Genomic DNA, 22,386 nt, shown 5'->3' with positions numbered 1-22,386 from the left:
AACGGAGGTCCCCATGGTACCTACTTTGAAGCAGACATTGGCCTGCACCTTGCTGTCTCTGGCCGTTCTTGCACCATCCGTGGTGCGGGCTGAGAGCAACACTGCAGCCACCTCTACTGTCGCCGCCGACGCTGTCACCGAAGGTGAAGTGAAGAAGGTCGACAAGGAGCAGAAGAAGATCACCATCAAGCACGGTGAGATCAAGAATCTGGGCATGCCTCCCATGACCATGATCTTCAAGGTCAAAGATCCGGCGATGCTTGATGCGGTCAAGTCCGGCGACAAGGTGAATTTCGTCGTCGAGAAACTGGCCGAGGGCTTGACGGTGGTGATGTTGAAAACGGCGCAATAGGCGGCATCAATACGCTACCTCGCGTGCACAAAGTCCTGGCCTCTTTGCCAGGACTTTGTTTTTAGGCCTAAGGCCGTACCCATGTTTGCGTCCTACCAGGCCTGCCGACAACTGTGAACCTTACAAAAATGTAATCGGATAGTCAGCAATTTGTTCGGTATGCCTCACTATACTGGGTTCCGAGTTTGCGGCCAGATGTATTGAGCAGAGATCGATAAGGCAGTAAAAATCGATCGGGCTAGTGAGTTTTAATATGACTGTTAATGTCTGCGGTGAGTCAAGGTCATCGCAACAAACTTTGCTCTGTGCTTCACTTTGGCGAATTTTGTGACAACAACATACTAATGGCTCATTGCCGCGTCACTCGATATGGGGCTGAGTTATGACCAGCTTCAGTAAGCACATATTGTGGAAACTAATCCCAGCTGAGGGGCTGGGATTTTTTTATTTCCAAATCAGCTAGGGAATAAGTTCCAGCCGAATCCACCGGTGGAGGGAGGCTTGGTGAAAATCCGGCCGCCAAAAAGTCTTCTCTTCCGTTGGCTCCGCGAAGTCAACACGCCTTTTCGCGATCATCCGCATCATCAGGTCAATCGGTCTCTGCCGTCGTTACGGCCTCAGAGCATACCTCCAGCCCCCTCTTGGATCAGGGTGCGCTGGCTTCGGCATAGCGACTCTTCGTCGAAGTTCTTGCCCCCGGGTTCCCGCCGACGTACAGGACATCATCTCTTTTCTCCTGGCGGTCTCCTCTTTGCGGCGCAACAACCGGCCGCCGATTGTCAGCAAGATGACAATTTAGGTGAACGATCGTTCTCTTTGATCTGGAATCCTGGCCATGAAGACCTCTACCGAAGCTCTCTTGGACTTTGCCACGCAGCGTGGGCGAATGCTGTTCCTGCCGCCAGAGGCGGGACCTATCTACGCGCTGGATTTGAGTACCGGGACGCCGGTAGCCAAGTGGCAAAAGACGCAGGCATCACCATGGGTGCCCCCTGGCATCAGTTGCAGGAGATCGCAACCAAGTACCGGGTGCTGTCGTTCTCTTCGAACTACGCCCTTTACGGCGACATCTCGGCCCGCATGATGTCTGTGATCGGCCAGTTCTCGCCTGATCAGGAAATCTATTCGATCGACGAGTGTTTCCTGGATCTCTCAGGGTTCCAGCACTTGAACCTGGTTTCGTATGGTGGACAGATTCGGCAACGCGTCCGCCGATGGGTAGGGATATGCTTTCATGAAGGCAGGCGTTATGTTGATGGACTTGTGCCCACGCACCATGAGGCAAACCACGCTTTTTGAAGTCGAGGCAGAACTCTCCAGGAGAACCCGACTGATGGCCACCGTGGATTCAATAAATCAGGAGTTTGGCCGCGGCACGATACGCTTAGCCAGTAGCGGTACCGGCGAGGCCTGGAAGATGCGGCAAAGTAGAAAGAGTCCTTCTTGGACGACGAATTGGCGGGAATTGCCGCAAGCTAAGGTACTGTAGGTAACAGTGTCAGCTAGGCATCCTTTGATGAATGTAATGAACAACAATAGAAGGGCAAGAAAATGACCATCGATCTCTGCAAACTGTCTCTCCCTGAACTGCAGGCGCTTCAGATACAGGTGTCGAAAGAGATTCCCGCACGCCAGTCCGCCGACAAACAGAGCGCGTTGGAAGAACTGAGGCGCCTGGCGGCAGAGCGCGGCTTCGACCTGGGTGACTTGCTGGGCGGCGGTAAGGTAAAGGGGGCCATCAAGACCACCAAACCGGTTGCCGCCAAGTACCGTTCCCAGGATGGGGCCGAGACATGGTCTGGCCGAGGACGCAAACCGAGTTGGGTCAATGCTCACTTGGCGCAGGGCGGTCAGCTAAGCGATTTGGAGATTTAAGCAAAGGGCACTCTGGTGCCCTTTCCCTTTTCCGGCGTCACTTGGCTTTTATGAATCGACGCCTAGTAGAGACATGCTCTGGCCAGCAAAAACACTAGCTCCCTCCCATTGTATGTGTCCCCAATAGCCCCAATGTCTAGTAGTTGATCATCGTGAAAATAACGCGAAATCGACTTAAGGCAGGGAGGCCACTTGAATACACTTGAGAACGATATTCCGGCGCGGCAGACGCTGGGAGAGAAAAAACGCTTGCTGCGAGCACGAGGCCGGAATTATCAGGCGGCCAAGATGACGCAGGGTATTTTGGTCATTCTCTCAATTCTCTTACCCCTTGGAGGGGTTCTTGTCGGGCCACACGTACCGGAAGTACGTCCCTACATCGCCCTCTCTGGTTTGATACTGCTGCTTCTAGAAACCGCACTGCTCGACCGTATCCAAAAGGATCGACTTAAGCGTGGTGCCAAGTTGCAGGAGCAGTTTGACACCGAGGTGTTTGATCTTCCTTGGAACCGCTTCGTGACCGGCGCCTATGTCGAGCCAGAGGACGTGCGCTCCTTGTCGGCCAAGCCGCTGTCCAAGACTCGGGAAAAACACTTTGATGCCTGGTACGAACCTTGTGTCGGTCGCGCACCGATGCACTTGGCTCGTTTGGTCTGCCAGCGCACAAACATCAGCTATGACGCCCGGTTGAGGCGCAAATACGGCAGTCACCTTCTGGTTTGGACAGTTATTTTCGGGGTCATTCTGTTATTCACTGGCATGGCCTCTGGACTAATGTTCCCTGAGCTCATCATGAGCTTGTTGGTGCCCTTTATGCCATTGCTGACCTGGGCGTTGAAGGAACGTCTGCAACATGCCAACGCCGCTGCTTCGCTGACCAATCTTGGTGCCGAATGGGAAAAAATCTGGACGAGGGCGCTGAGTGGCGAAGCCCCAGATAAAGTTACGCATGACTCACGGGCGCTTCAGGATGCGATCTACCAGCACCGTGAACGCAGCGCTGCCAGCAAACTGATGATGATCGCTGTACTTCGATAGCGTTTGATCGTAAGTCGGGAGCCCTACCTGCAACTACTATCCGCCGCTCTGATCATTGGGGTGGCCGTCTGGATGATCTGGCGGACCTGGAGAGAACAGCACGGCAGGCAGGGCCATGATCATGGCCACGATGAGTCCAAACTCATCGATACCGGCCATGGTGTTGTTAAGCTCGAAGTGTTCGAAGACGGGGTACCTCCTCGTTTTCGCCTTTATCGAGAGGGCAAATCTGGCCATGCCTGGACGCAAGATCAGGTAAGGATAGAGACTGAGCGAGCGGACGGCAGCCGTCAGACGTTTTCATTCGTACAGCGAGAGGGGTTCGTTGAGTCAGTCGATGAGATCCCTGAGCCGCATGCGTTTATTGCCCGCTTGCGTTTGGGTGATGAGCACCATAGCCACGCCTATGACGTAGAGTTTTTAGAGCACAATCACTATGACGGCAAAGGCGATCAGCTGGACTTAGGGGCGCCGGGCTACCAAGACCCCCATGAATTGGCACATGCCAACGATATTCGACGTCGCTTCGCTAATAGAAAAGTAACCACCGGCCAGATCATCCTATTCGGCCTGACGGGCGGGTTAATCCCGTGCCCCGCATCGATCACAGTGCTGCTGTTGTGTCTGCAGCTGAAGAAGATCGCATTGGGCGCCACGCTAGTCTTGAGCTTCAGTATTGGCTTGGCACTAACCATGGTGGCTTCGGGTGCGCTGGCAGCACTGAGCGTAAAGCACGTATCCACGCGCTGGGGAGGATTTGGTGAGTTTGCACGTAAGGCACCCTATTTCTCAGGCGTATTGATCGTGCTCGTCGGCCTATATGTTGGCTATCAAGGTCTGCACGCTTTGATCTAAAAATCCCTGAGGTTGAATCCCTGAGGTTGCTATAGCACGCGGCGTACCTTACCAAGGCAGCCGTTGCCCGTCATAAGACCAAAATCTCCCGCTCTCCTCCGTGGGCAACTGATCCAATACCTTTAGCAAGTAAGTGGCTGCTTGTGTCGCCGAGCGCTTGCTGTACTCGGTATGAAACGGGGCAGACAAAGGGGAATCCACCGTGCCGGGGTGGAGCGATGCCACGACTGCCTGCGGGTGTGTGCGCGCCAGTTCGATCGACGCCGTTTTCACCAACATGTTTAGTGCCGCTTTGGCGGTGCGGTAGCTGTACCAACCACCCAGACGGTTGTCGGCTATGCTGCCGACCTTGGCAGACAGTACGGCAAAGAGACCGCGTTCATGCCGTGCCTGCAGCGGAGTAAAGTGCGCCATCACAGCGGCAGGACCGAATGTGTTGATGGAGAAGCTGGTCATCATATGATCGTAGTTGAGCTGGCTCAGACGTTTTTCTGGCCGTCCGCTTGGACCGTGCAGCATGCCGGTAGCCACGATCAGCAAGTGCAATGGCCCCCGGTCGCGTAAGTGCTCTGCTGCCAGCGCGATAGATGATTCCTTGGTGAAATCTATACTCGGATTACTGCGCCGGCTTAAGGCCAATACTTGCCCGCAACGCGGGTCGGACTGTAATTGGCTAACCATGGCCGCACCGATCGCGCCAGAGCCGCCTATGACAAGGGCGCGATAACCTTGGGGTAGAGATTGCATGGTCGTGCTCCTGGCGGATGCTCACAGCGTTTCAATACGGGCACGGCTTTCGGTGGCTTTGGCACGTAGGGCGACAAGTTGGGGGCCTTGCATTTTTTGCAGTTGCCGGAACACCATGCCCAGACGAATATTGCTGCCCAATAACGTCGAGTGTTGTGCAAAAAAATCCCAATACAAGGCGTTGAAGGGACAGGCTTGTTCACCCATTTTTGCTTGGGGTCGTAGCGGCATCCTCGGCAGTAGTCACTCATGCGGTGGATATAAGCGCCGCTGCTCACGTAGGGTTTCGTGGCTATGAGGCCACCATCTGCCCACTGGCTCATGCCTAACGTATTTGGCAGCTCTACCCACTCAAAGGCATCGATGTAGACGCCCAGGTATCATCGGTGCAATGCCTGCGGGTCCAATCCGACCAGAAGCGAAAAATTGCCAATCACCATGAGGCGCTGGATATGGTGCGCATGGGCTGTCTGTAGCGACCGGCCAATGGATTGCTGCATGCAGCGCATGCGGGTTTCGCCTGTCCAAAACCAGCTTGGCAATGGGTAGCTGTGATTGAGTACATTGCGCTCGTCATACTCCGGCATTTGTGATCAGTAGATGCCACGTACGTATTCGCGCCAACCCACAATCTGTCGAATGTATCCTTCCGCAGCTGCCAGCGGCACATCACCACGTTGATAGGCCGCTTCGACACGCTGCACCACTTCTAGTGGATGGAGCATCTTCACGTTCAGCGCGAATGAGAGTAATGAGTGGAACAAGCGTTGACTCTTGCCGCTCATGGCGTCTTCAAAATCGCCAAAATGTGGCAGCGCAGTTCGAATAAAGGCTTCCAGACAAATTAAAGCTTCATTGCGGTTTAACGGACATCGCTCATTTGCTGCTTGCGGATCGCCAAAACTTTTCACACCGTTGGTCTGCAGCAAATCCCAAAGAGCGCGATGGTCGTGTACGGGGCGCACATCCGTTGGCTCAGGCGGATTGCCGGGCCAGGGCTTGCGGTTGTCATGGTCGAAGTTCCGCTGGCCTCCTTCAGGTTTACCTTGTGCGTCCATTAGTAACCCGAACCGGCGGCGCATTTGGCGGTAGAAATGATCCATCAGCTACTGTTTTCGCCCGGAAAACAGGTGGGCCATTTTATCCCGGGCTGTGAGGAAGTGTTCGCTTTCAACCTCTGCCGTCGCCCATTGCTGCTGTTTTGCCCAGTTGCGCAGCTGTACGTCGAGGTGCCATTCGTCCGGCGATTGCCACTCTATGCGCTCAGCAGAATAGTGCTGCGCCAACGCCTCCAGGTTCCCAGGGATGGACTGTCGGTTGCTTGGGGCGTCCAGCGTTACGTACCTTACCCGGTGGTTGGCCGAGCGTAGATGGCTGGCGAAATCTCGCATAGCAGCAAAGATGGCGAGTATTTTCTATCCGTGATGCAGCACGTTGTCGGTTTCTTGCCTCACCTCCATTAGTAAATAAACCACTTGGGTGGTCGACAGTTCGAAACCAGTTATGTTTGGGGCTCTTCCCGCTTGACAACATTTTATGTTGAAGTTGGAAAAGGCATACCTTGCATCGGCCTCAATGGTGGCCCGATGTTCAAGCATAGCGAAGCGTTTTCCTTCCAGATCGCGACGGATGATCAGGCTGAGACTGACCGGTACTGGAATGCCATCGTCGGCAATGGCGGGCAGGAGAGCCAGTGTGGTTGGTGCAAGGACAAGTGGGGCATCAACTGGCAGATCACACCACGGGTCTTGACCGATGCGATGGCCAAGGGTGGTGCACCGGCCAAGCGTGCGTTTGAGGCGATGATGTCGATGCGGAAGATCGACGTTGCCGTTATCGAAGCGGCGGTGAGAGGCTGATTCAGCGCACGGAGTTTCTGACCGCTTACCTAAGCGATGGCCCTCGCCAAAGGGGTTTCAGTGACTTTGGCGAGTGGTATCCGCTGTCTTTTGCCATGTTCAATGCTGAGGCGTGATCGTATCGCCTTGCAGCTGCCTTTTACTATCCCAGGAGCCAGTGAGATACCTTCACATACAGGGGTATACCGAGCAGGATATTGAACGGGAAGGTAATGCCCAGCGACATTCCGAAGTAGAGCGAGGGTCTGGCTTCCGGAATGGCGAAGCGCAATGCGGCTGGGACGGCAATGTAGGATGCGCTGGCGGCGAGAACCATGAGCAAGGCGGCATTTCCCGCTTGTACGCCCATCATCAAGCAGACAAGCAGCGCAAAGCTGGCATGGGCAAGGGGGGCGAATACGGCATAGGCCAACAGCCAGGCTGAGCTACCACGCAGTTGGGGTAACTGCCTTGCAGCATTCAGGCCCATGTCGAGCAGGAAAAACGCGAGCATGCCCTTGAACAGGTCGCCCGAGAATGGCTGCATGGCGGCTTTGCCGGCGTCACCGGTCGCTAGTCCAACCAGCATTGCACCGATCAGCAGTAGTTGTGCTCCATCGGTCAAAGACTCATGTACTACCTTGCCAATAGATAGGCCGGCGGTAGCGGGCGGCGCAATTGCGCCAACGCTATTTCCTGATACAACCACGCCAGCGGTTTGCCGTAGCTGGTTGGCGAGCAGGACGGCCAGGATGATCGCTGGCGATTCCATCAAGGCCATGGCTGCTGCCATGTGCCCTCCAAAGCCGTAGCCTCGGCTCTCCAGATACTGTGTTGCGGTGATAAAGGTGACGGCGCTGACCGAGCCATAGGTTGCTGCGATCGCAGCAGCATCGAAGCCGCCCACGACGCGGCGCAGGATCGTATAGCCAAATAAGGGGACCAGTACGGCCAGGCCAACCGCAATGGTGAGGGTAATGGCTACCTCTCCGGTCAGGCCTGAATGCGCCAAGGCAAAGCCGCCTTTGAGCCCCAGTGCCATAAGGAGGTATAGGGAGAGAAAGCGGGAGATAGCCGGTGGAATTTCAAGATTGGACTTGAGCAACCCGGCGGCGATGCCGAAAACAAAAAACAGAATGGCGGGATCTAGCAGACTTTGCACGTGACCTGTCCTCAGAAGAATGGGTCGCATGGTAGAGGGGGTAGATAAATACTGTAAAATCGATAATTAGTATTGTTTGTATAGATAAAAATCTATGAATGCTACTTTTCGACAATTGCAGCTTTTTCTTGCTCTGGCCGAGCAGGGCAGCATCAGCGCTGCTGCAAGAGCGTGCCATGTCACCCAGCCGACCGTCTCGATGCAGTTGCGAGAGCTGGCAGAGAGTGTGGGCTTGCCACTCTATGAGGTGATCGGTAAGCGGGTATTCCTGACTGAGGCCGGCCGATTGCTCCAGCAGTCTGCGCAAGCCATGCAGCAGCAATGGGAAGCCTTTGGTCAGCGTATCGATGAAATTCAGGGACTAAAGCGTGGGCGCTTGCGTGTTGCCGTTGTCAGCACTGCAAAGTACTTCGTGCCCAATCTGCTGGGTGGGTACTGCCATCGGTATCCGGGTGTCGACGTGAGCCTCTCCGTGCTTAATCGAGACGGTGTACTGCAACGACTTCGCTCGAACGAGGACGACCTCTACATCATGTCCAGCCCACCCGAAGATATGGATGTCACTACAGAAGCCTTCCTGCCTAACCCCCTGGTTGTGGTGGCACCCATCCATCACCCGCTTGCTTTGCAGCAGCAAATTCCACTGACCACCTTGTTGAGTGAACGGTTCATCTTGAGAGAGCCGGGGTCAGGTACACGCCGTGCGTGTGACCGTCACTTCGCGGCACTGGATACGCAACTGGCCATCCGTATGGAGCTGGGGAGTAACGAAGCGATCAAGCATTCGGTCGCGGCCGACCTTGGCGTCTCGGTGTTATCCCGCCATACCTTGCATGCTGATCCGGCTATTGATGGCCTGGTCATATTGGATGTGGTGGGGTTCCCGATCGAGTCAAACTGGTACATCGTCCAGCCAAGGGGCAAATTGTTGCCGCCGGTGGCGTCCGCATTCCTGGCGCATCTACGTGACTATCTTGGGTCGGTACAGCCAATGTCGGTTGTGGCGGGTAGGAAAACCAGTGCGGCAAGTACAAGGACAAAGGGAGCATCTGCTGGCAGATCACCGCGGAGGTCTTGATTGATACGATATTCAAGAGTGGCGAGCCGGCCAAGCGTGCGTTCCAGACCATGATGTCGATGCGGAAGATCGATGTTGCCGCTATCGAGGCAGCAGTACGAGGGTGACCGTACGGATTGTCCGTAGGGCGCAATCCCCGTAGGGCATTGCGCCGCATGATGGTGCTGCACTCTCTGGTGAGTGAGCGAGAGTCTAAGCGGTATATTGCGTGTTTGCAGTGGATTTAACCGGATGACGCCCCTGAAGGTATGCGACTAAGGTGACCCCAGCCCTTTGAGGATGAGGTCGATCCCTGCCAGAAAATCGCCACGATCATCATGGTCGGGAAACTGTCCGGCCATGCTGTGGGTGAACGGATATTCATTCGGGTCGAGCTGGGACCAGGCCGCCGCGATCGCGGTCAGGAACTGCGATCTATCGGTATCGCGAGCCTGCGCAAGCTGCGAGTTCGCCGCGTTCTGTCCACCCACCCCAAGAATGTAATGCAGCAGGGCAGACGTGCTTGCCCACTGTGCTTCCGCCGGCACACCCAAGGCGCGTACCTGCTGGCCAATGCGCTCAAGCACCCGCACAGTCGGCAACTGCCCGGCGGAATGGATGAGGGCCGATCCTATCCAGGGGTGTGCGTCCATGGCGTCGAACATGCCCAGCGCAAAGGCTCGGAGGTTTTCTCTGGGGGATGCATCGTCTCTGGTCGCATCCAGGGTGTGGGTCACAATCGCATCGCAGGCGGCGGTGAGCAGATCGCTCTTGTTGGCGACGTGCCAATAGATGGCGCCTGCGCCGGTAGCGAGGTGTTCCGACAAGGCGCGGAACGTCAGGCCGGCTTCTCCGCTGCTGTCCAGTAGCGCGATCGATGCGTCGACAATGCGCTCCCGTGAGAGCGACTCATCCCGTCTTTGGGTGCTGGGTTCTTTCTTGACCATGCCGCATCTTGACACATATGGAACGCCGTTCCAAGATAATGGAACGTTGTTCCATTGCTGCCGGCTGCGTGATGCCCGACAGTCTCAGTCAAGAAAGAAGCAGGTATGAACACTTCCATCGCCATCATCGGCGCCGGCCTGGGCGGGCTTGTGCTGGCGCGCATCCTCCATGTGCACGGCATTGCCGCCACGGTTTACGAGGCCGATGCATCGGCCGACGCACGCAAGCAGGGTGGCATGCTCGATATCCACGAGCAGGACGGCCAGCAGGCGCTCAGGGCGGCGGGTCTCCATGCGGCATTCCAGCAGATCATCCATGCCGGTGGGCAGGCCACGCGCATGCTCGACCAGCACGGCCAGTTGCTGCTCGACGAGCCTGACGACGGCACCGGTGGCAGGCCCGAAGTGCGCCGGGGTGACCTGCGCCAGATCCTGCTTGATGCATTGCCCGAAGGTACCGTTCGCTGGGGGCACAAGCTTCAGGCGGTCACGCCGCTTGGCGAAGGGCGGCACCGCCTGGACTTTGCCGATGGCACCGCAGTGGAGGCGGGTCTTCTGGTCGGTGCGGATGGTGCCTGGTCGCGGGTGCGCCCGCTGCTCTCGGCGGCGAAGCCGGCCTATACCGGCATCCTGTTTGTCGAGACCTACCTGCTGGATAGCGATGTTCGCCATAAAGCGAGCGCGGACATGGTGGGTGGCGGTGCGCTCTATGCCACGGCGCCGGGCAAAGGCATCGTCGCGCACCGCGAGCCGGATGGCGTGCTGCACACCTATGTGGCGCTGAACAAGCCGGCCGATTGGGTGGCCGAGCTGGAGCTTGCCAACCCGGCAGCCGCCTTGGCCCGCGTGGCGGCCGAATTCACCGGCTGGGTACCCGCGCTGACCGCGCTGATTACCGATGGCGAGACCACCCCGGTACTGCGGCCCATCCATGCACTGCCGGTCGATCACCGCTGGGCGCGCGTACCAGGGGTGACGCTACTGGGCGATGCCGCACACCTGACGGCACCGTCAGGGGAGGGAGCCAACCTGGCGATGTTCGACGGTGCCGAACTCGCAGCGGCCCTTATCACCCATCCGGGCGATACCGAGGCTGCACTCCATCACTACGAACAGGCGCTCTTCTGCCGCAGCGCGGTGGCGGCAGCAGAGGCCGGTGAGCTGCTGGAACTGTGCTTTGGTGCCAACGCGCCACATGGCTTGCTCGATCTGCTGAGTGGTCATCTGGCGCGCTAGCTGGTCGCCGGCTGCGGCCTGGTCGACGTAGGGCGGTCGGGCTTATTGGGCTGGGATCGCGTAGTCCACACCCTTGCGCCAGCGGTCTTCCCAATGCTGCAGAAAGGCCTGTGCCAGATCCGGGTGTTGCCAGTGCACGATCACGTTCTCGCTATTGAGATGGGCCGCGGTCTGGGTGTAGTTGTAGCTGCCATTCTGCACGGTGCGGTCATCGACGACGATGTACTTGTCGTGGTGCATGGCATAGATCGCGACCGTCCGGGTAGGGATGCCCGCCTTCACGAGCTGGCTCAGCGCCTTGACGCTGGGCTTGCCCAGGTTGCGCTTGTAGTCCGCAATCACCCGCACATCCACCCCGCGTTGCTTGGCCTTGATCAAGGCCTGCGCCATGACGGGCGAGGTAAAGGAATACGCCGCGAGCCGGATCTTCTTGTTGGCACTATCGATCACCTTCAGCACCAGCGCCTCGCCACCGGCATCGGGTGAGAAGGCGCTCTCTATGCGAGGCGATGTCTCCGCTGTTTGAGCGTTCGCAGCATTGTCACCTTCCGGTGCTGCCTGCGTGAGTGGCGATGCCGCCAATGCTAAAGCAAGGATGAGGTTTTTCATGCGCGTGACGACTCCGTGATATCAAGGAAGGCGGGTCAAGGAGGCGCTTGGATGACTGCTTGCATCCAGAGGTGCAAACCTTACATCGCCGGCTCAAGCTCCATGCGCTGCTTCTCTTGCTCCCACCACGTTTTAATCATCCCGGGCACTGGGCGATTCTCGATCATCGAGAAAACCAATCGACAGTATTCTCGTTGCTCACTCTCCGGCAGGCCAGGGGTGCGGACGTGTCGGAGAACCAGGCCGAAATATTCTGTGACCGAAGGTTGCCATTCCTTTTGAACGATTCTTTCACAAAACTCGTCAGACAGCGCGGCATACCAGAACTCGTGGCTGTATAGGCTGAAGTTATACGGATTGACGTATTCATCGCCTCTGAGCCAGCCGATCAGGTCGAGGTAGTAGGGGATATTGAATACTTGCGGGTGAATGATCCGCCGGCCTTCAAAGCTGATGAACTGGCCTGTTGAGCTATCGACACCGAGAAACTCAAACATCCTTCTTTCCAGGCCGCCCATAAAGCCGAGTGGGTAGCCTTCCTTGCCGCAATATTTGGAGCTGCTCAATTCGTCCCGGATGACTTTGTCCGTTTCGTCCAGGCTCAGGTGGGTCTGCCAGGGATGATAGGAAAAAACCTCGTCGACGATTTTGCGCCAGGCCTCGTCACTTTGGTCCGGGCTGAACCAGAGCCGGTAGATGAGTGGAATAGGATCTGCGCCAATTCGGTCTACGTACGGGTCTTTGCCTTTCAGGAAAAAGCGCTCAAAAATCTTGAGATCTTTTTTGGTATGGCGGGATGAACTGATCAGGCGCTGCTGTATGTCTTCCCATTGCGCTGAACGCATTTGGTTTCTACTCCTAGGTTCGAATCGGTGGACTACCCCGCCGGTACTTCGACTTCACACTGTTTTTTTTATCGCTCCGCCCACGCTTGCGCAAGAGTTGGGGGAGCATGGAACGCAACCGTAGCTGCGCTTCCGCCAACAACACGGTCTCTTGTTGGTTGCTTGCCGGTGGACGCCAGCGCTCACATGCTAACCCGGAAGCACCAGCGAGCCATCGGGATAGCGCGAGCACATGAATTCGACAAAGGCCTTTACCTTGGGGCTGGCCAGTCGCCGCGAGAGATGGAGTACCCATAGCTCTACCTCCTTGCCGCCCACCGCACCCCACTGCACCAATTCACCCCGCGTGAGCTGTTGCCAGACGATGGACTGAGGCAGCAGCGCGACCCCCGCCCCGGCCATGGCGGCATCCCTGAGCATGAGCATGGAGGACAGCCGCAGGACGGGGATGGGTTCGATCGTCAGGCTGCCACCGTCAATCACCCAGGTCTCACCGTCCCGGAACGCGCTCACGATGGCGGGTACGCTTACCGGCTGCTCGCCGGATTTGGGCATGGCGATGGCCGGTGCGGCGACGACCACCAGCCTGTCCTTGGCAAAGCAGCGTCCGACCAGCGCTGTGTCCGGTCTCGGGTTGGGGCGTATGGCCACGTCGAAGTGCTCATCCACCAGGTTGACGACCCGGTCCTCGGAGACGACTTCGATCACGACGTCCGGGTACTGCACCCGGAACTCCGCGCACAGCCGCCCCATGGCAAGCTGCGAGAACAGGATAGGGGCGGCGATACGCAAGCGACCGCTGACCTTGCCTGTCCCTTCGCGAGCCGAGGCGAGGGCATCGGTCATCTCGTGCATGGGCCCCTCGGTGCGGCTCAAGAGCAGTTGGCCTGCCTCGGTCAGCTCCAGTCCTTTTCCGCCTCGTTCGATCAGCCGCACGCCAAGCTGTTCTTCCAGCTCGGCCACGCGGCGTGACAAGGTGGCTTTGGAGCGTCGGCTGGCCCGGCTGGCCCGGCCAAAGCCGCCATGCAGTGCTACCAGGTTGAAGTCTGCCAAGGCATTCAGGTCCACGGGCTTTATGTTCCATATTTGAGACGATATGTCTTGATTTTGGCATCTGTGTTTATGAGTTGCAACGGCTTATCGTTCGTCTACCCAATGCAACCCAACCCGAAAGGAACACAGCATGAAAACCATCCGCGCATTGACCCTCGATAGCTACGGCGATGTAAACGCCACCCGTATTGCCACTGTGAACGCACCTGTCGCTGGCCCTGGCCAGGTACTGGTGAGCGTGCGCGCCGCCGGCATCAACGGCCTGGACTGGAAAATCCGCGAGGGCTATGTCCGTGATGCCTTCCCCATCGCCTTGCCAACGGTCCTCGGCATTGAGCTTGCCGGCGTGGTGGAGTCCGTCGGATCTGGCGCCAACCGCTTCAAGCCCGGTGATCGCGTCATGGGCCCCTTGGGCGGCCTCGGTGCCTATGCCGATCTGGTTGCCGTCAACGAGGCGAACCTGGCACCCATACCTGCCGGGCTCGATCACTTCACCGCGGCGGCCTTGCCGGTTGCGGCACTCGCGGCTTGGCAAAGCCTGCACATGGCCGGTCCGGTCCTGCGGGGTCAGCGGGTGCTGGTGCATGGCGCGGCAGGCGGCCTCGGTGCCTTTGCGGTGCAGTTTGCCAAGCAGCAAGGGGCCTTCGTGGTTGCCACGGCCGCCGGTAAGGATATCGACGCAGTCCGCGCCCTGGGTGCCGATCAGGTCATCGACTATCAGACCCAACACTTCGAGACCGAGGTGAAGGAGATCGATCTGGTGCTCGACTACGTCGGCGGTGAGGTGCTCGACCGCAGCTGGCAGGTGCTGTCGCCAACCGGCGTTGTCGTCGGTACCTCGTCGCCAGACATCCTCGCCCGTACCCCGGCGGGCCGCCGAGGGCTGTGGTTCATGATGAAACCGGACGCCGCCTTGCTTGAGCAACTGGCCCAGCAGGTGGCGCAGGGCGAGCTACAGGCCCGCGTGGGTAGCGTCGTGCCGCTATCCGACTTGCCCGCCGCCATCGAGCGCAACCGTTCCGGCGCGGGTCGCGGCAAGGCCGTCGTCGACTTCTCTCTCTGATCCCTCTCTGACCCATTCACCATTTAATCAGGAGCATTACCATGAGCATTCTTGTTACCGGTGCCACAGGCACCATCGGGTCCCTCGTTGTCCAGGGTTTGGCCAAGCAGGGCGCCACCGTCAAAGCCCTGGTCCGCCAGGCGGGCAAGGCAAACCTGCCGGCAGGTGCCAGCGAAGTGGTAGGCGATCTCACCGACGTTGCCGCTATGCGCGTCGCGTTGGGCGGGGTCCGCACGCTCTTCCTGCTCAACGCCGTGACACCGGATGAAGTGACGCAGGCGCTCCTGGCGCTGAGCCTGGCACGTGAGGCGGGTGTCGAACGCATTGTCTACCTCTCAGTCATCCATGCGGACCAATACACCGACGTGCCCCACTTCACCGGCAAGCACACCGTGGAGCGGATGATCCAGAGTCTGGACCTGCCGGCAACCGTGCTGCGGCCTGCGTACTTCATGCAGAACGATAAAACGGTCCAGGCGGTGATCGAAGGTTATGGCGTCTACCCCATGCCCATTGGCACAGCCGGTGTGGCCATGGTGGATACGCGTGACATTGCCGATGTCGCCGTCGCCGAGTTGCTGCGTCGCGACCGGGCTCCGACGCCGCTACCCCAGTTGACCCTGGACGTGGTGGGGCCTGATTCCCTGACCGGCGCGGCGGTGGCTGCCATCTGGAGCAAGGCGCTCAAGCGGGATATTCATTACGGTGGTGATGACCTGCAGGCTTTCGAGATGCAACTGGCCCAGGCCATGCCAAGCTGGATGGCCTACGACATGCGCCTGATGATGGGGCGTATCCAGCAACTCGGTATGAAGCCGGCACCCGGCGCCGTGCAGCACCTGGAACTGCTGCTGGGCCGGCCGCTGCGACGCTATGAGGCGCTGGTCGAGGAGTTGGTGCAGCCAGTTTGACTTGAAGTGCAGTCTAGGGCGGTATCCCTTTTTGGGATAGCGCCCTACATGTTGAGCGGCAGCGGCGGGTTTGCGCGCGCAGGGGTTAAGTGAAAGTGGTGGATAACGCCTTCGGCTCATCCACCCTGCAAGCGCAAAGTTGATCGCTTGGGTAGGTTAGGTTGAGCGTAGCGAAGCCCAACGCGCCGGTGCGGTGAGCCGTCTGTTGGGCTTCACTACGCTCAACCCAACCTACAGGTGAGTTGTCCGCTATTGGCGATGCCTGAAATGGACGAGGGAATTGGTAGTTAGTACGTAGGGCGCAATCCCCGAAGGGCATTGCGCCGCATTCGTGGTTCAGCTTCGGTAAGGCTAGGTTGCGAAAGCAAAGGGTAGGGCCGAATGAGGGGCGTGCATCTGTCTATGTGCGAACAATATGGCGCAATGCCCTACGGGGATTGCGCCCTACATTTTGATGGCACTACCTTAGCTCAACCCTGATTCAAGCTGGTCAGATAAGCACAAAACATATCCGCCATTGCGTCCGAATACGCCTTGATCGCCTTCACCGTACGCGGGTTTTCCGAGAACTGCTTGCCTACGGCGCTGAGCGTGTCCTTGATCAGTTCGCCTGCCAGGGCGCGCTGGGCTTCGCTGGCGTGGGGGAGTGCCTCGGCCATGAAGTTGGCGATGATATGTTCACCCTCGCGCTTGGCCTCGATGGCCTCGGGTGCGTCGCGGTAGAGCGGTGCGGCATCGCTCAGGGCTACGCGCATTTCGGCTTCATCGCATTCGGACCGCACAAAGGCATGGACCAAGGTGCGCAGTCGCTCCTGCGGCGGTTTTTTTCCGTCCGCGAGAATGCCGCTCAGCATGTCCAGGGTCTGCTGCCACTCATCACTCTGCAGCCGGAACAGGATTGCCGCCTTGTTCGGGAAGTACTGGTAGACCGACCCGATGCTCACGCCGGCGCGCTCAGCCACCCGCGCCGTGGTGAATCGTTGGGCACCTTCCTTCGCCAAAACCTGAGTAGCTGCTTGCAGGATGGTCGCGACCAGCTCGGTCGAGCGGGCCTGCTGGGGCTGCTTGCGCGAGGAAATCTGGGCTTTTTGGCGGTCAGTCATGGGGGCGCTCGGAATGCGAATACGAAATGTGAATGATTCGTCGCATTATAGCGCTGTCATTTCAACACGGAGAATTCCATGACAACCCTGACCACCAACCATCTTTCGGCCTTGCTGGGCCGCCTGTTTCAGGAGGCTGCAGAATCCGCCCCCCGGATAGGCCGTGCGGTGGCCGACCTGTCCGACGACGAACAGAACCAGCTGATGCGTAGCAAGACCGATTACCTTGATCTGTATGGACGCCTGAAGGACATCGCACTGCCGGTCTCGGAAGAAACGGGCACCTTGCTCTACATGCTGGCACGCAGCAACCGTGCGCAGAACATTGTCGAGTTCGGCACCTCCTTCGGTATCTCGACCCTGCACCTTGCCGCCGCCCTGCGCGACAACGGCGGTGGCCGGTTGATCACCAGTGAGTTCGAGCCTTCCAAGGTAGCAAGAGCCCGCGACAACCTGGCTGCTGGCGGCCTGCTTGATCTGGTCGAACTACGCGAAGGGGATGCCCTGCAAACCCTTCGTCACGACCTGCCGGACACCATCGATCTCCTGCTGCTCGACGGTGCCAAATCACTGTACTCGGACATTCTGGACCTGCTGGAAAGCCGCTTGCGGCCCGGTGCTTTCGTGATTGCCGACAACACCGACTATTGCCCCGACTATCTGGCACGGGTGCGTTCGCCTGCTGTCGGTTATCTATCCATCCCGCTTGGCGAGGACGTGGAATTGTCCATGCGGCTGGGGTGAAGCAAACCGCACCTGCCGACCTGCAGGTGTACCAACTGATTACCTACATCGATCGCCTGGCCACTCGAACGGGGTGGCAGGCGGACGATAAGGAGAAGCGTAAATGCAAGTATTCGTAACTGGTGCAACCGGCTGGGTTGGCTCTGCCGTCGTTCAGGAACTGATCAACGCGGGCCATCAGGTAGCCGGCCTGGCGCGCACGGATGACAAGGCCGCGTCGCTCGCCGCCAAGGGCGTGCAGGTCATCCGTGCCGACCTGGATGATATGGACGTACTGCGCAATGCAGCCTCGGCGGCAGACGCGGTCATCCACACTGCGTTCAACCATGATTTTTCCCGCTTTGCGCAGAGTGCCGAGCAGGATCGGCGCACCATTGAGACGCTGGGTGAGGTGCTGGTGGGTTCGTCGCGCCCGCTGCTCGTCACTTCGGGCCTTGCCCGGCTGGCATCCGGCCGCGCCGCGACCGAGGCCGATCTGCCCAGCCCGGATTTTCTCCGCAAGTCGGAAGCCGCAGTGCAAGCAGTCGCCAAGCTCGGCGTGCGGGCTGGCGTGGTGCGGCTTGCGCCGTCGGTCCATGGTCAGGGTGACTATGGTTTTGTCCCCATGCTGATTCGTATCGCGCGTGAGAAAGGTGTATCGGCTTATATGGGCGATGGTACGCATCGCTGGGCCGGCGTCTACCGGTCAGACGCCGCACGGGTCTACCGGCTTGCGCTGGAGCAAGGCGTGACCGAACCGGTCTACCACGCGGTGGGCGAGGAGGGCGTGCCCTTCAAGGAGATCGCCGAAGTCATCGGCCGCCGTCTGGGCCTGCCGGTCGAGCAGCGCGATGCGGAGCACTTTGGCTGGTTGGCGCACTTCGCCGGTCTGGATATGTCGGCCAGCAGTGAGCACACCCGCTCGGTACTGGATTGGCAGCCCAAGGGACCGGGCCTGCTCGCCGATATCGACCAGGCCGGGTACTACCAGGCATAGCAAGGAAAGCAGTGGCAGACCGCGATCTCAAGCGAGGTTGCGGCTTGCGACCGTTTGCTTGCGTAAATAAGGCGGCCCGCTTGTGATCGTGGCATGACGAAAGACAATATAGCTGGGTGTCTTTGCCTGGAAAATCCCTTGTGTTGTAATCCCCCGGTTCTCAATCAAGGGATGTAATCGCACATGGATGACCTGAGCCAGACGCTTGCAGCGCAATTGCCGGCCGCCCAGCATGATGTTGATGTGCTCCTCGCGCTTGAAGCGCTATCCCGAGCTAACCCGGAGCTGGCCTGCCACGCCATTCTCGGGTTCATCAGTTCGGCCTCAGTGCTCCAGATACACCTGGCCAGGAAAGCGCTTGTCTCGCTTGCCGAGCAGGTGCCTGCGATCCTGGTTGCCGCCACACTGGATGATCAGCCAGCTGTTGCAGATGCCGCCAAGCATGCGCTCGTCAGCCGTCCGTCAAATGGTGCATTGCCGTTCCTCTTGCGTCTCGGTAAATCCAAGAGCGCAGAGGAGGTCGCAACCGCGGTGAGGCTGATGGGCAGGGTATCGTCACCGGATGTGCGTGCGCCGCTGTTCAAGGCACTGGGCCATCGTAGCGTGACCGTTCGGATTGACGCGGCTGATTCCATTCGCAAGCATGCAGATAGCAGCTGGCTGCCCGAATTGATGGAAGCGATTCGTACACTGCGACTGGAAGAGTTCGAGAAGAAAAAGGACTTCTCGGAGATCATCAACTCGCTTTGCAGCACTTTTGTCGCCAAGGCGAGTACGGCGAACGCCGAACTGCTGCTAACTGCCCTGCAAGACAGCGATGCCGTTGTGCGCAAAGCCTGCATCAATGCCTTGGGAGGCATGAACGAAGCAGCCGCCGTGCTGCCGCTGATTGCACTACTCGAACAGCCAAATCGTGGCGTGCGCTTCAAGACAGGCGATCCTTCGGTACTGAGTCTGCGGCTCGATATCGTCACTGCGTTGGGGCGACTGGGCGATGCCCGTGCGATTGGACCGCTGTTGCAAACCGGTGTGAAGGTCTCGGCACCCGCCCTGGCACAGTTGAATGCCCAGGAGGCGGTGCCCGCGCTGATTGCCGCCCTGGAGGAGGCTACGGTCCCGAGAGATGCCAGCGACCTTGCCGAGGTATTGCGCCAACTGGCCGGGCCCGGTGAGCAGCAATGGCCACGCGTCGCACTGCAATCGGCGTCGCTAACCGTGCGTCGGGCAGCCGCCCTGGCGCTGTATGACACTGCGCCTGCTGAGGCCGCGGAACATCTGCTGGATATTCTCCCGCAACTGGAATCAGGGGCAGCCATTGGCGTTGCGAAAGCACTGGCACAGCTCGGCCTTGCGGAAGGGCTTCAAGGTCTGGCTCGTACACTTGAGGACGATCCTCTCCATTGGAACGCCTCGGCGGTTGCTGCCGCTTGCGAAAGCCTTAGCGGGCCGGAGGTCCGGGCCTTGCTGCTGGGCCTGTTGCCGGGCATCCGGAATGAGTACGTACACGTTGTCTGTAATGCGCTGGTAGCGCAGGGGACGGAGGTGTTGCCTGCACTGATCAGCGCCGCACAGGATGCCAATAGCGACATCCAGCATCGTTATATCCTGGCACTCTCGATGTTTCACGATCCTGACTGTGCCGAGTTTCTGGCTCCCCTGTTGCTAGGTAATAAACCGCTAGGAGATGCCGCCATGCTCGCCCTTGGCCGCACACCCAGTGCTCAAGCCAGCGTGGCATTGGGCGCCGCGCTACAGCGTGCAGACACCCCGAAGGACGAGCGTTGCATTGCCGAGGTCCTGGCGCTAGTGGCCACCCGAGAGGCTATCCCGGATCTCCTGCGCACATTGGCGAGCGGCTACGCGGTGGAGGAAACGCTGGAGGCCCTGGGCCGTATTGCTGATCCTTCGGCAGTGCCTGTGCTGATCGAGCAACTGGGTAACGCCAAGCCTCAGCGGCGCAAAGCCGCGGCCGCTGCACTGGCGCAGATCGGCGACCAGGGGGCGACCCAGGCCCTGCTTGAACTCTTGCTGAAGGAGACAGATCTGGATGTCGTCCTGGTTGCGCTACCGGCTTTGCTGCAGGTGAGCCGCGCGCAAGATGCATGGGTCCGTGACGGGCTGGCTGCGCCTGGCACTCGTACCTACTGGCTGGCGAGCGCCAAGCAACTAGATGAAGCGCATCGAAACACAACGTCCGTTGAGTGACGTCGAGCCTCCGCGGTAGGACGCAATCCCCGCCGGGTATGGCGACCTATCTCTGCTCAAGTACTTGCTGTTCCAACTATCTCGCGCGGATGCGGCAGATGGTAGAGAAAGCGCTCGTTGCCGTCCGGGAACATCTGCCGTCCCACGGTAGTACCACCCAGCCGCTGCACCAGGCCGCGAGCGGGCAGGTTGTCGTCTTTCGTATAGGTCTGCACCGCATCCCAGCCGAACACATCGTAAGCATGGGCAATGGCGGCGCGTGATGCTTCCTGCGCAATGCCGGTTCCCCGTACTTCAGGTAGCAGCCACCAGGTCAGTTCGCGCGGCCATCCCTTGCCCTGCCAGAAGCCACAGGTCCCGACGATATCGCCTTCGGCACGCCGCTGTACCATCCAGATGCCAAAGCCCTGCAGATGCCAGTTACCCAGGTCCGATGCCAACCGCGCCCAGGTCTGCGCTGGCGTGAGCGGGCCGCCATAGAACTGCGATGCTTCCGGATCGGTGTAGAAGCGCTGGTAGGCGTCGTCACCTTCGCCAGCAGGCGGAAGAAGCAGCAGGCGATCAGTATGCAGGGTAGGGATATGCATGGGCGTTTGAGGTTGGCTCGATGTATCGGAGCGTAGCGCAAAGCTGCACCCTGATGGTACCCGTGTGTTCCTCACCCTACCGCAGCCAACTGGCATTTGCTCAGCGGCTTCCGCACTTCAAGTCCCCAACTCCTGCAAGATCAATGCCGCCAGATATCCACACGGCAACTGCCCCGCCTGCTCGCCACGGCCCAGCACCATCTGCAGGTCTTCCATCGCTGCGCTTCGGCAGCAGGCACGCATGCTGGCCGGCCTAGATCGTGGAGATGGTTGTGCAAGCCTTGCGCTCGACCATTCGGGTTCATTGGGAGATGTGTTCACCCCGCTCAGCGAGCACCGCTTGCGCTGCGAGCATGGCATTGATCGCCGCCGGAAAGCCGGCATAGGGGGCGGTGTGGAGGATGGTTTCTACCAATATTTCCTGGGTGCCGCCCACATTGAGCAGGCCGTGTACATGCACCTTGAGCTGCGTCGTGGCCGTACCCATGGCGGCGAGCGCTGCAACGGTCACGATTTCCCGGCTGAGCAGGTCCAGCCCGGGGCGGGTGTAGATATCGCCGAAGGCAAATTCGATCACCAGGCGCCCCAGGTCGGGGGCGATATGGCCCAGGCTTTCAATGACACGCAGTCCTGCGTCGCCATCGATCTCACCCAGGGCAGCCCATCCCTCGCGGTAGCGCTGCCCACTATCCAGAGGTGCTGCCGTCGTGGTGGTATAGGAAGCGGGCGATAGCTGCCGTTCTTCAAAGACTTCCTTCGCCGCGAAGATGCCATTGAGCCCGGCCGGTATGCCAGCGTAGACCACGATATGCATCAGGGTCTCGACCACTTCCGCCGGCGTGCAGCCTACGTTGAGTGCGCCATGAATATGGAACTTGAGCTGGGGCCGTGCATTGCCTAGTGCCGCGAGCATGGCGATGGTGGCCAGTTGCCGATGACGTGGGGCCAGGCCGGGACGTGCATAGACATCGCCATAGCCAAACTCGATAGCCAGCCGGGCGAGGTCCGGCGCAATATCGGCGAGTGCAGACAGGATGCCGGGATGTTCATTGCCTTCTACCTGCTGCAGTTGCGCCAGGCCGCGTGCGTAGCGGGTGTCATTCATGGTGTGGCTCCTTGGTCGGGCGCGTGTACTCGGGGTGAGCACAGCGGTGTTCGTCCGATGCAATCTACGGCGGCACAA

Annotated in this window: 24 protein-coding genes and 1 pseudogene; 14 read left to right on the top strand and 11 right to left on the bottom strand. The window is 59.1% G+C overall.

Features of this window, described 5'->3' with window-relative positions:
• Positions 1–13: 13 nt before the first annotated feature.
• From ACYVHK_RS10710 to ACYVHK_RS10685, 6 genes are all read left to right on the top strand, one after another.
• The gene (locus ACYVHK_RS10710; protein WP_460531141.1) at positions 14–352 is read left to right on the top strand and encodes a copper-binding protein; all 339 of its coding nucleotides are present in this window, start codon (positions 14–16) and stop codon (positions 350–352) included.
• Positions 353–1,309: 957 nt separating this feature from the next.
• Positions 1,310–1,651 (top strand): Y-family DNA polymerase, encoded by a 342-nt coding sequence (locus ACYVHK_RS10705; RefSeq protein WP_460534045.1) that lies wholly within the window; start codon positions 1,310–1,312, stop codon positions 1,649–1,651.
• Positions 1,587–1,841, top strand: coding sequence for a DUF4113 domain-containing protein (locus tag ACYVHK_RS10700; RefSeq protein ID WP_460531138.1), 255 nt, complete (start codon positions 1,587–1,589; stop codon positions 1,839–1,841). Before ACYVHK_RS10705 ends, ACYVHK_RS10700 begins: the two co-directional genes overlap by 65 nt.
• A 62-nt stretch (positions 1,842–1,903) precedes the next feature.
• A complete protein-coding gene (locus ACYVHK_RS10695) occupies positions 1,904–2,227 on the top strand; it encodes an H-NS histone family protein (protein WP_460531135.1) in 324 nt (107 codons plus the stop codon).
• A 192-nt stretch (positions 2,228–2,419) separates the two neighbouring features.
• Positions 2,420–3,265 (top strand): S-4TM family putative pore-forming effector, encoded by an 846-nt coding sequence (locus tag ACYVHK_RS10690; RefSeq protein WP_460531132.1) that lies wholly within the window; start codon positions 2,420–2,422, stop codon positions 3,263–3,265.
• Between the two features lie 60 nt (positions 3,266–3,325).
• Positions 3,326–4,120, top strand: coding sequence for a nickel/cobalt efflux transporter (locus ACYVHK_RS10685; RefSeq protein ID WP_460531129.1), 795 nt, complete (start codon positions 3,326–3,328; stop codon positions 4,118–4,120).
• A gap of 48 nt (positions 4,121–4,168) precedes the next feature.
• On the opposite strand, the gene ACYVHK_RS10680 is transcribed toward ACYVHK_RS10685, so the two are convergent.
• From ACYVHK_RS10680 to ACYVHK_RS10670, 3 genes and pseudogenes are all read right to left on the bottom strand, one after another.
• Positions 4,169–4,867 carry a Rossmann-fold NAD(P)-binding domain-containing protein gene (locus ACYVHK_RS10680; protein WP_460531126.1) on the bottom strand — a complete coding sequence of 233 codons (699 nt, stop codon included), beginning with the start codon at positions 4,865–4,867 and terminating at the stop codon, positions 4,169–4,171.
• Between the two features lie 21 nt (positions 4,868–4,888).
• Complete coding sequence (locus ACYVHK_RS10675; RefSeq protein WP_460531123.1) at positions 4,889–5,074, bottom strand: hypothetical protein; 186 nt, start codon at positions 5,072–5,074, stop codon at positions 4,889–4,891.
• Between the two features lie 386 nt (positions 5,075–5,460).
• Positions 5,461–6,270, bottom strand: a pseudogene (locus ACYVHK_RS10670) (cryptochrome/photolyase family protein).
• Between the two features lie 72 nt (positions 6,271–6,342).
• Between ACYVHK_RS10670 and ACYVHK_RS10665 the strand changes: the two are divergent.
• The gene (locus tag ACYVHK_RS10665) at positions 6,343–6,726 is read left to right on the top strand and encodes a VOC family protein (RefSeq protein ID WP_460531120.1); all 384 of its coding nucleotides are present in this window, start codon (positions 6,343–6,345) and stop codon (positions 6,724–6,726) included.
• A 142-nt stretch (positions 6,727–6,868) separates the two neighbouring features.
• Here ACYVHK_RS10665 and ACYVHK_RS10660 read toward each other — a convergent pair whose 3' ends face one another.
• Positions 6,869–7,867: a sodium-dependent bicarbonate transport family permease gene (locus ACYVHK_RS10660; RefSeq protein ID WP_460531117.1), complete on the bottom strand. Its 999-nt coding sequence runs from the start codon at positions 7,865–7,867 to the stop codon at positions 6,869–6,871.
• 94 nt (positions 7,868–7,961) lie between these two features.
• Here ACYVHK_RS10660 and ACYVHK_RS10655 point away from each other — a divergent pair, with 94 nt between their 5' ends.
• Positions 7,962–8,945, top strand: a complete 984-nt coding sequence (locus tag ACYVHK_RS10655) for a LysR family transcriptional regulator (RefSeq protein WP_460531114.1) — start codon at positions 7,962–7,964, stop codon at positions 8,943–8,945.
• A 254-nt stretch (positions 8,946–9,199) separates the two neighbouring features.
• Here the strand turns inward: ACYVHK_RS10655 and ACYVHK_RS10650 are convergent, their stop codons facing one another.
• Entirely contained in the window at positions 9,200–9,871 is a 672-nt protein-coding gene (locus ACYVHK_RS10650; protein ID WP_460531111.1) for a TetR/AcrR family transcriptional regulator, read from the bottom strand.
• Positions 9,872–9,976: 105 nt separating this feature from the next.
• On the opposite strand from ACYVHK_RS10650, the gene ACYVHK_RS10645 reads away from it, so the two are divergent.
• The gene (locus ACYVHK_RS10645) at positions 9,977–11,107 is read left to right on the top strand and encodes an FAD-dependent oxidoreductase (protein WP_460531108.1); all 1,131 of its coding nucleotides are present in this window, start codon (positions 9,977–9,979) and stop codon (positions 11,105–11,107) included.
• Positions 11,108–11,149: 42 nt separating this feature from the next.
• Here ACYVHK_RS10645 and ACYVHK_RS10640 read toward each other — a convergent pair whose 3' ends face one another.
• The 3 genes from ACYVHK_RS10640 to ACYVHK_RS10630 all read right to left on the bottom strand — a co-directional run bounded on the left by ACYVHK_RS10640 (position 11,150) and on the right by ACYVHK_RS10630 (position 13,629).
• Positions 11,150–11,716, bottom strand: a complete 567-nt coding sequence (locus tag ACYVHK_RS10640) for a phospholipase D family nuclease (RefSeq protein WP_460531105.1) — start codon at positions 11,714–11,716, stop codon at positions 11,150–11,152.
• Between the two features lie 80 nt (positions 11,717–11,796).
• Positions 11,797–12,561: a hypothetical protein gene (locus ACYVHK_RS10635; RefSeq protein ID WP_460531102.1), complete on the bottom strand. Its 765-nt coding sequence runs from the start codon at positions 12,559–12,561 to the stop codon at positions 11,797–11,799.
• A gap of 189 nt (positions 12,562–12,750) precedes the next feature.
• On the bottom strand, positions 12,751–13,629 hold the full coding sequence (locus tag ACYVHK_RS10630) for a LysR family transcriptional regulator (protein ID WP_460531099.1): 879 nt from the start codon (positions 13,627–13,629) through the stop codon (positions 12,751–12,753).
• A gap of 115 nt (positions 13,630–13,744) precedes the next feature.
• On the opposite strand from ACYVHK_RS10630, the gene ACYVHK_RS10625 reads away from it, so the two are divergent.
• Positions 13,745–14,677 (top strand): NADP-dependent oxidoreductase, encoded by a 933-nt coding sequence (locus ACYVHK_RS10625; protein WP_460531096.1) that lies wholly within the window; start codon positions 13,745–13,747, stop codon positions 14,675–14,677.
• Positions 14,678–14,718: 41 nt separating this feature from the next.
• On the top strand, positions 14,719–15,588 hold the full coding sequence (locus tag ACYVHK_RS10620; RefSeq protein WP_460531093.1) for an SDR family oxidoreductase: 870 nt from the start codon (positions 14,719–14,721) through the stop codon (positions 15,586–15,588).
• Between the two features lie 470 nt (positions 15,589–16,058).
• Here ACYVHK_RS10620 and ACYVHK_RS10615 read toward each other — a convergent pair whose 3' ends face one another.
• A complete protein-coding gene (locus ACYVHK_RS10615) occupies positions 16,059–16,691 on the bottom strand; it encodes a TetR family transcriptional regulator (RefSeq protein ID WP_460531090.1) in 633 nt (210 codons plus the stop codon).
• Between the two features lie 78 nt (positions 16,692–16,769).
• Here ACYVHK_RS10615 and ACYVHK_RS10610 point away from each other — a divergent pair, with 78 nt between their 5' ends.
• The 3 genes from ACYVHK_RS10610 (at position 16,770) to ACYVHK_RS10600 (ending at position 20,616) form a co-directional block, all read left to right on the top strand.
• Positions 16,770–17,435, top strand: a complete 666-nt coding sequence (locus ACYVHK_RS10610; RefSeq protein ID WP_460531087.1) for an O-methyltransferase — start codon at positions 16,770–16,772, stop codon at positions 17,433–17,435.
• A 103-nt stretch (positions 17,436–17,538) separates the two neighbouring features.
• Positions 17,539–18,411 (top strand): SDR family oxidoreductase, encoded by an 873-nt coding sequence (locus ACYVHK_RS10605; RefSeq protein ID WP_460531084.1) that lies wholly within the window; start codon positions 17,539–17,541, stop codon positions 18,409–18,411.
• Between the two features lie 183 nt (positions 18,412–18,594).
• The gene (locus tag ACYVHK_RS10600) at positions 18,595–20,616 is read left to right on the top strand and encodes a HEAT repeat domain-containing protein (RefSeq protein WP_460531081.1); all 2,022 of its coding nucleotides are present in this window, start codon (positions 18,595–18,597) and stop codon (positions 20,614–20,616) included.
• A 56-nt stretch (positions 20,617–20,672) separates the two neighbouring features.
• On the opposite strand, the gene ACYVHK_RS10595 is transcribed toward ACYVHK_RS10600, so the two are convergent.
• Positions 20,673–21,203 (bottom strand): GNAT family N-acetyltransferase, encoded by a 531-nt coding sequence (locus tag ACYVHK_RS10595; RefSeq protein WP_460531078.1) that lies wholly within the window; start codon positions 21,201–21,203, stop codon positions 20,673–20,675.
• A gap of 301 nt (positions 21,204–21,504) precedes the next feature.
• A complete protein-coding gene (locus ACYVHK_RS10590) occupies positions 21,505–22,308 on the bottom strand; it encodes a carboxymuconolactone decarboxylase family protein (RefSeq protein ID WP_460531075.1) in 804 nt (267 codons plus the stop codon).
• Positions 22,309–22,386 lie beyond the last annotated feature (78 nt).

The sequence above is a fragment of the Chitinimonas naiadis genome (genome assembly GCF_054780835.1).
Note: the sequence above shows the minus strand (reverse complement) of the source record. Positions and strands in the feature narration are given on the sequence as shown.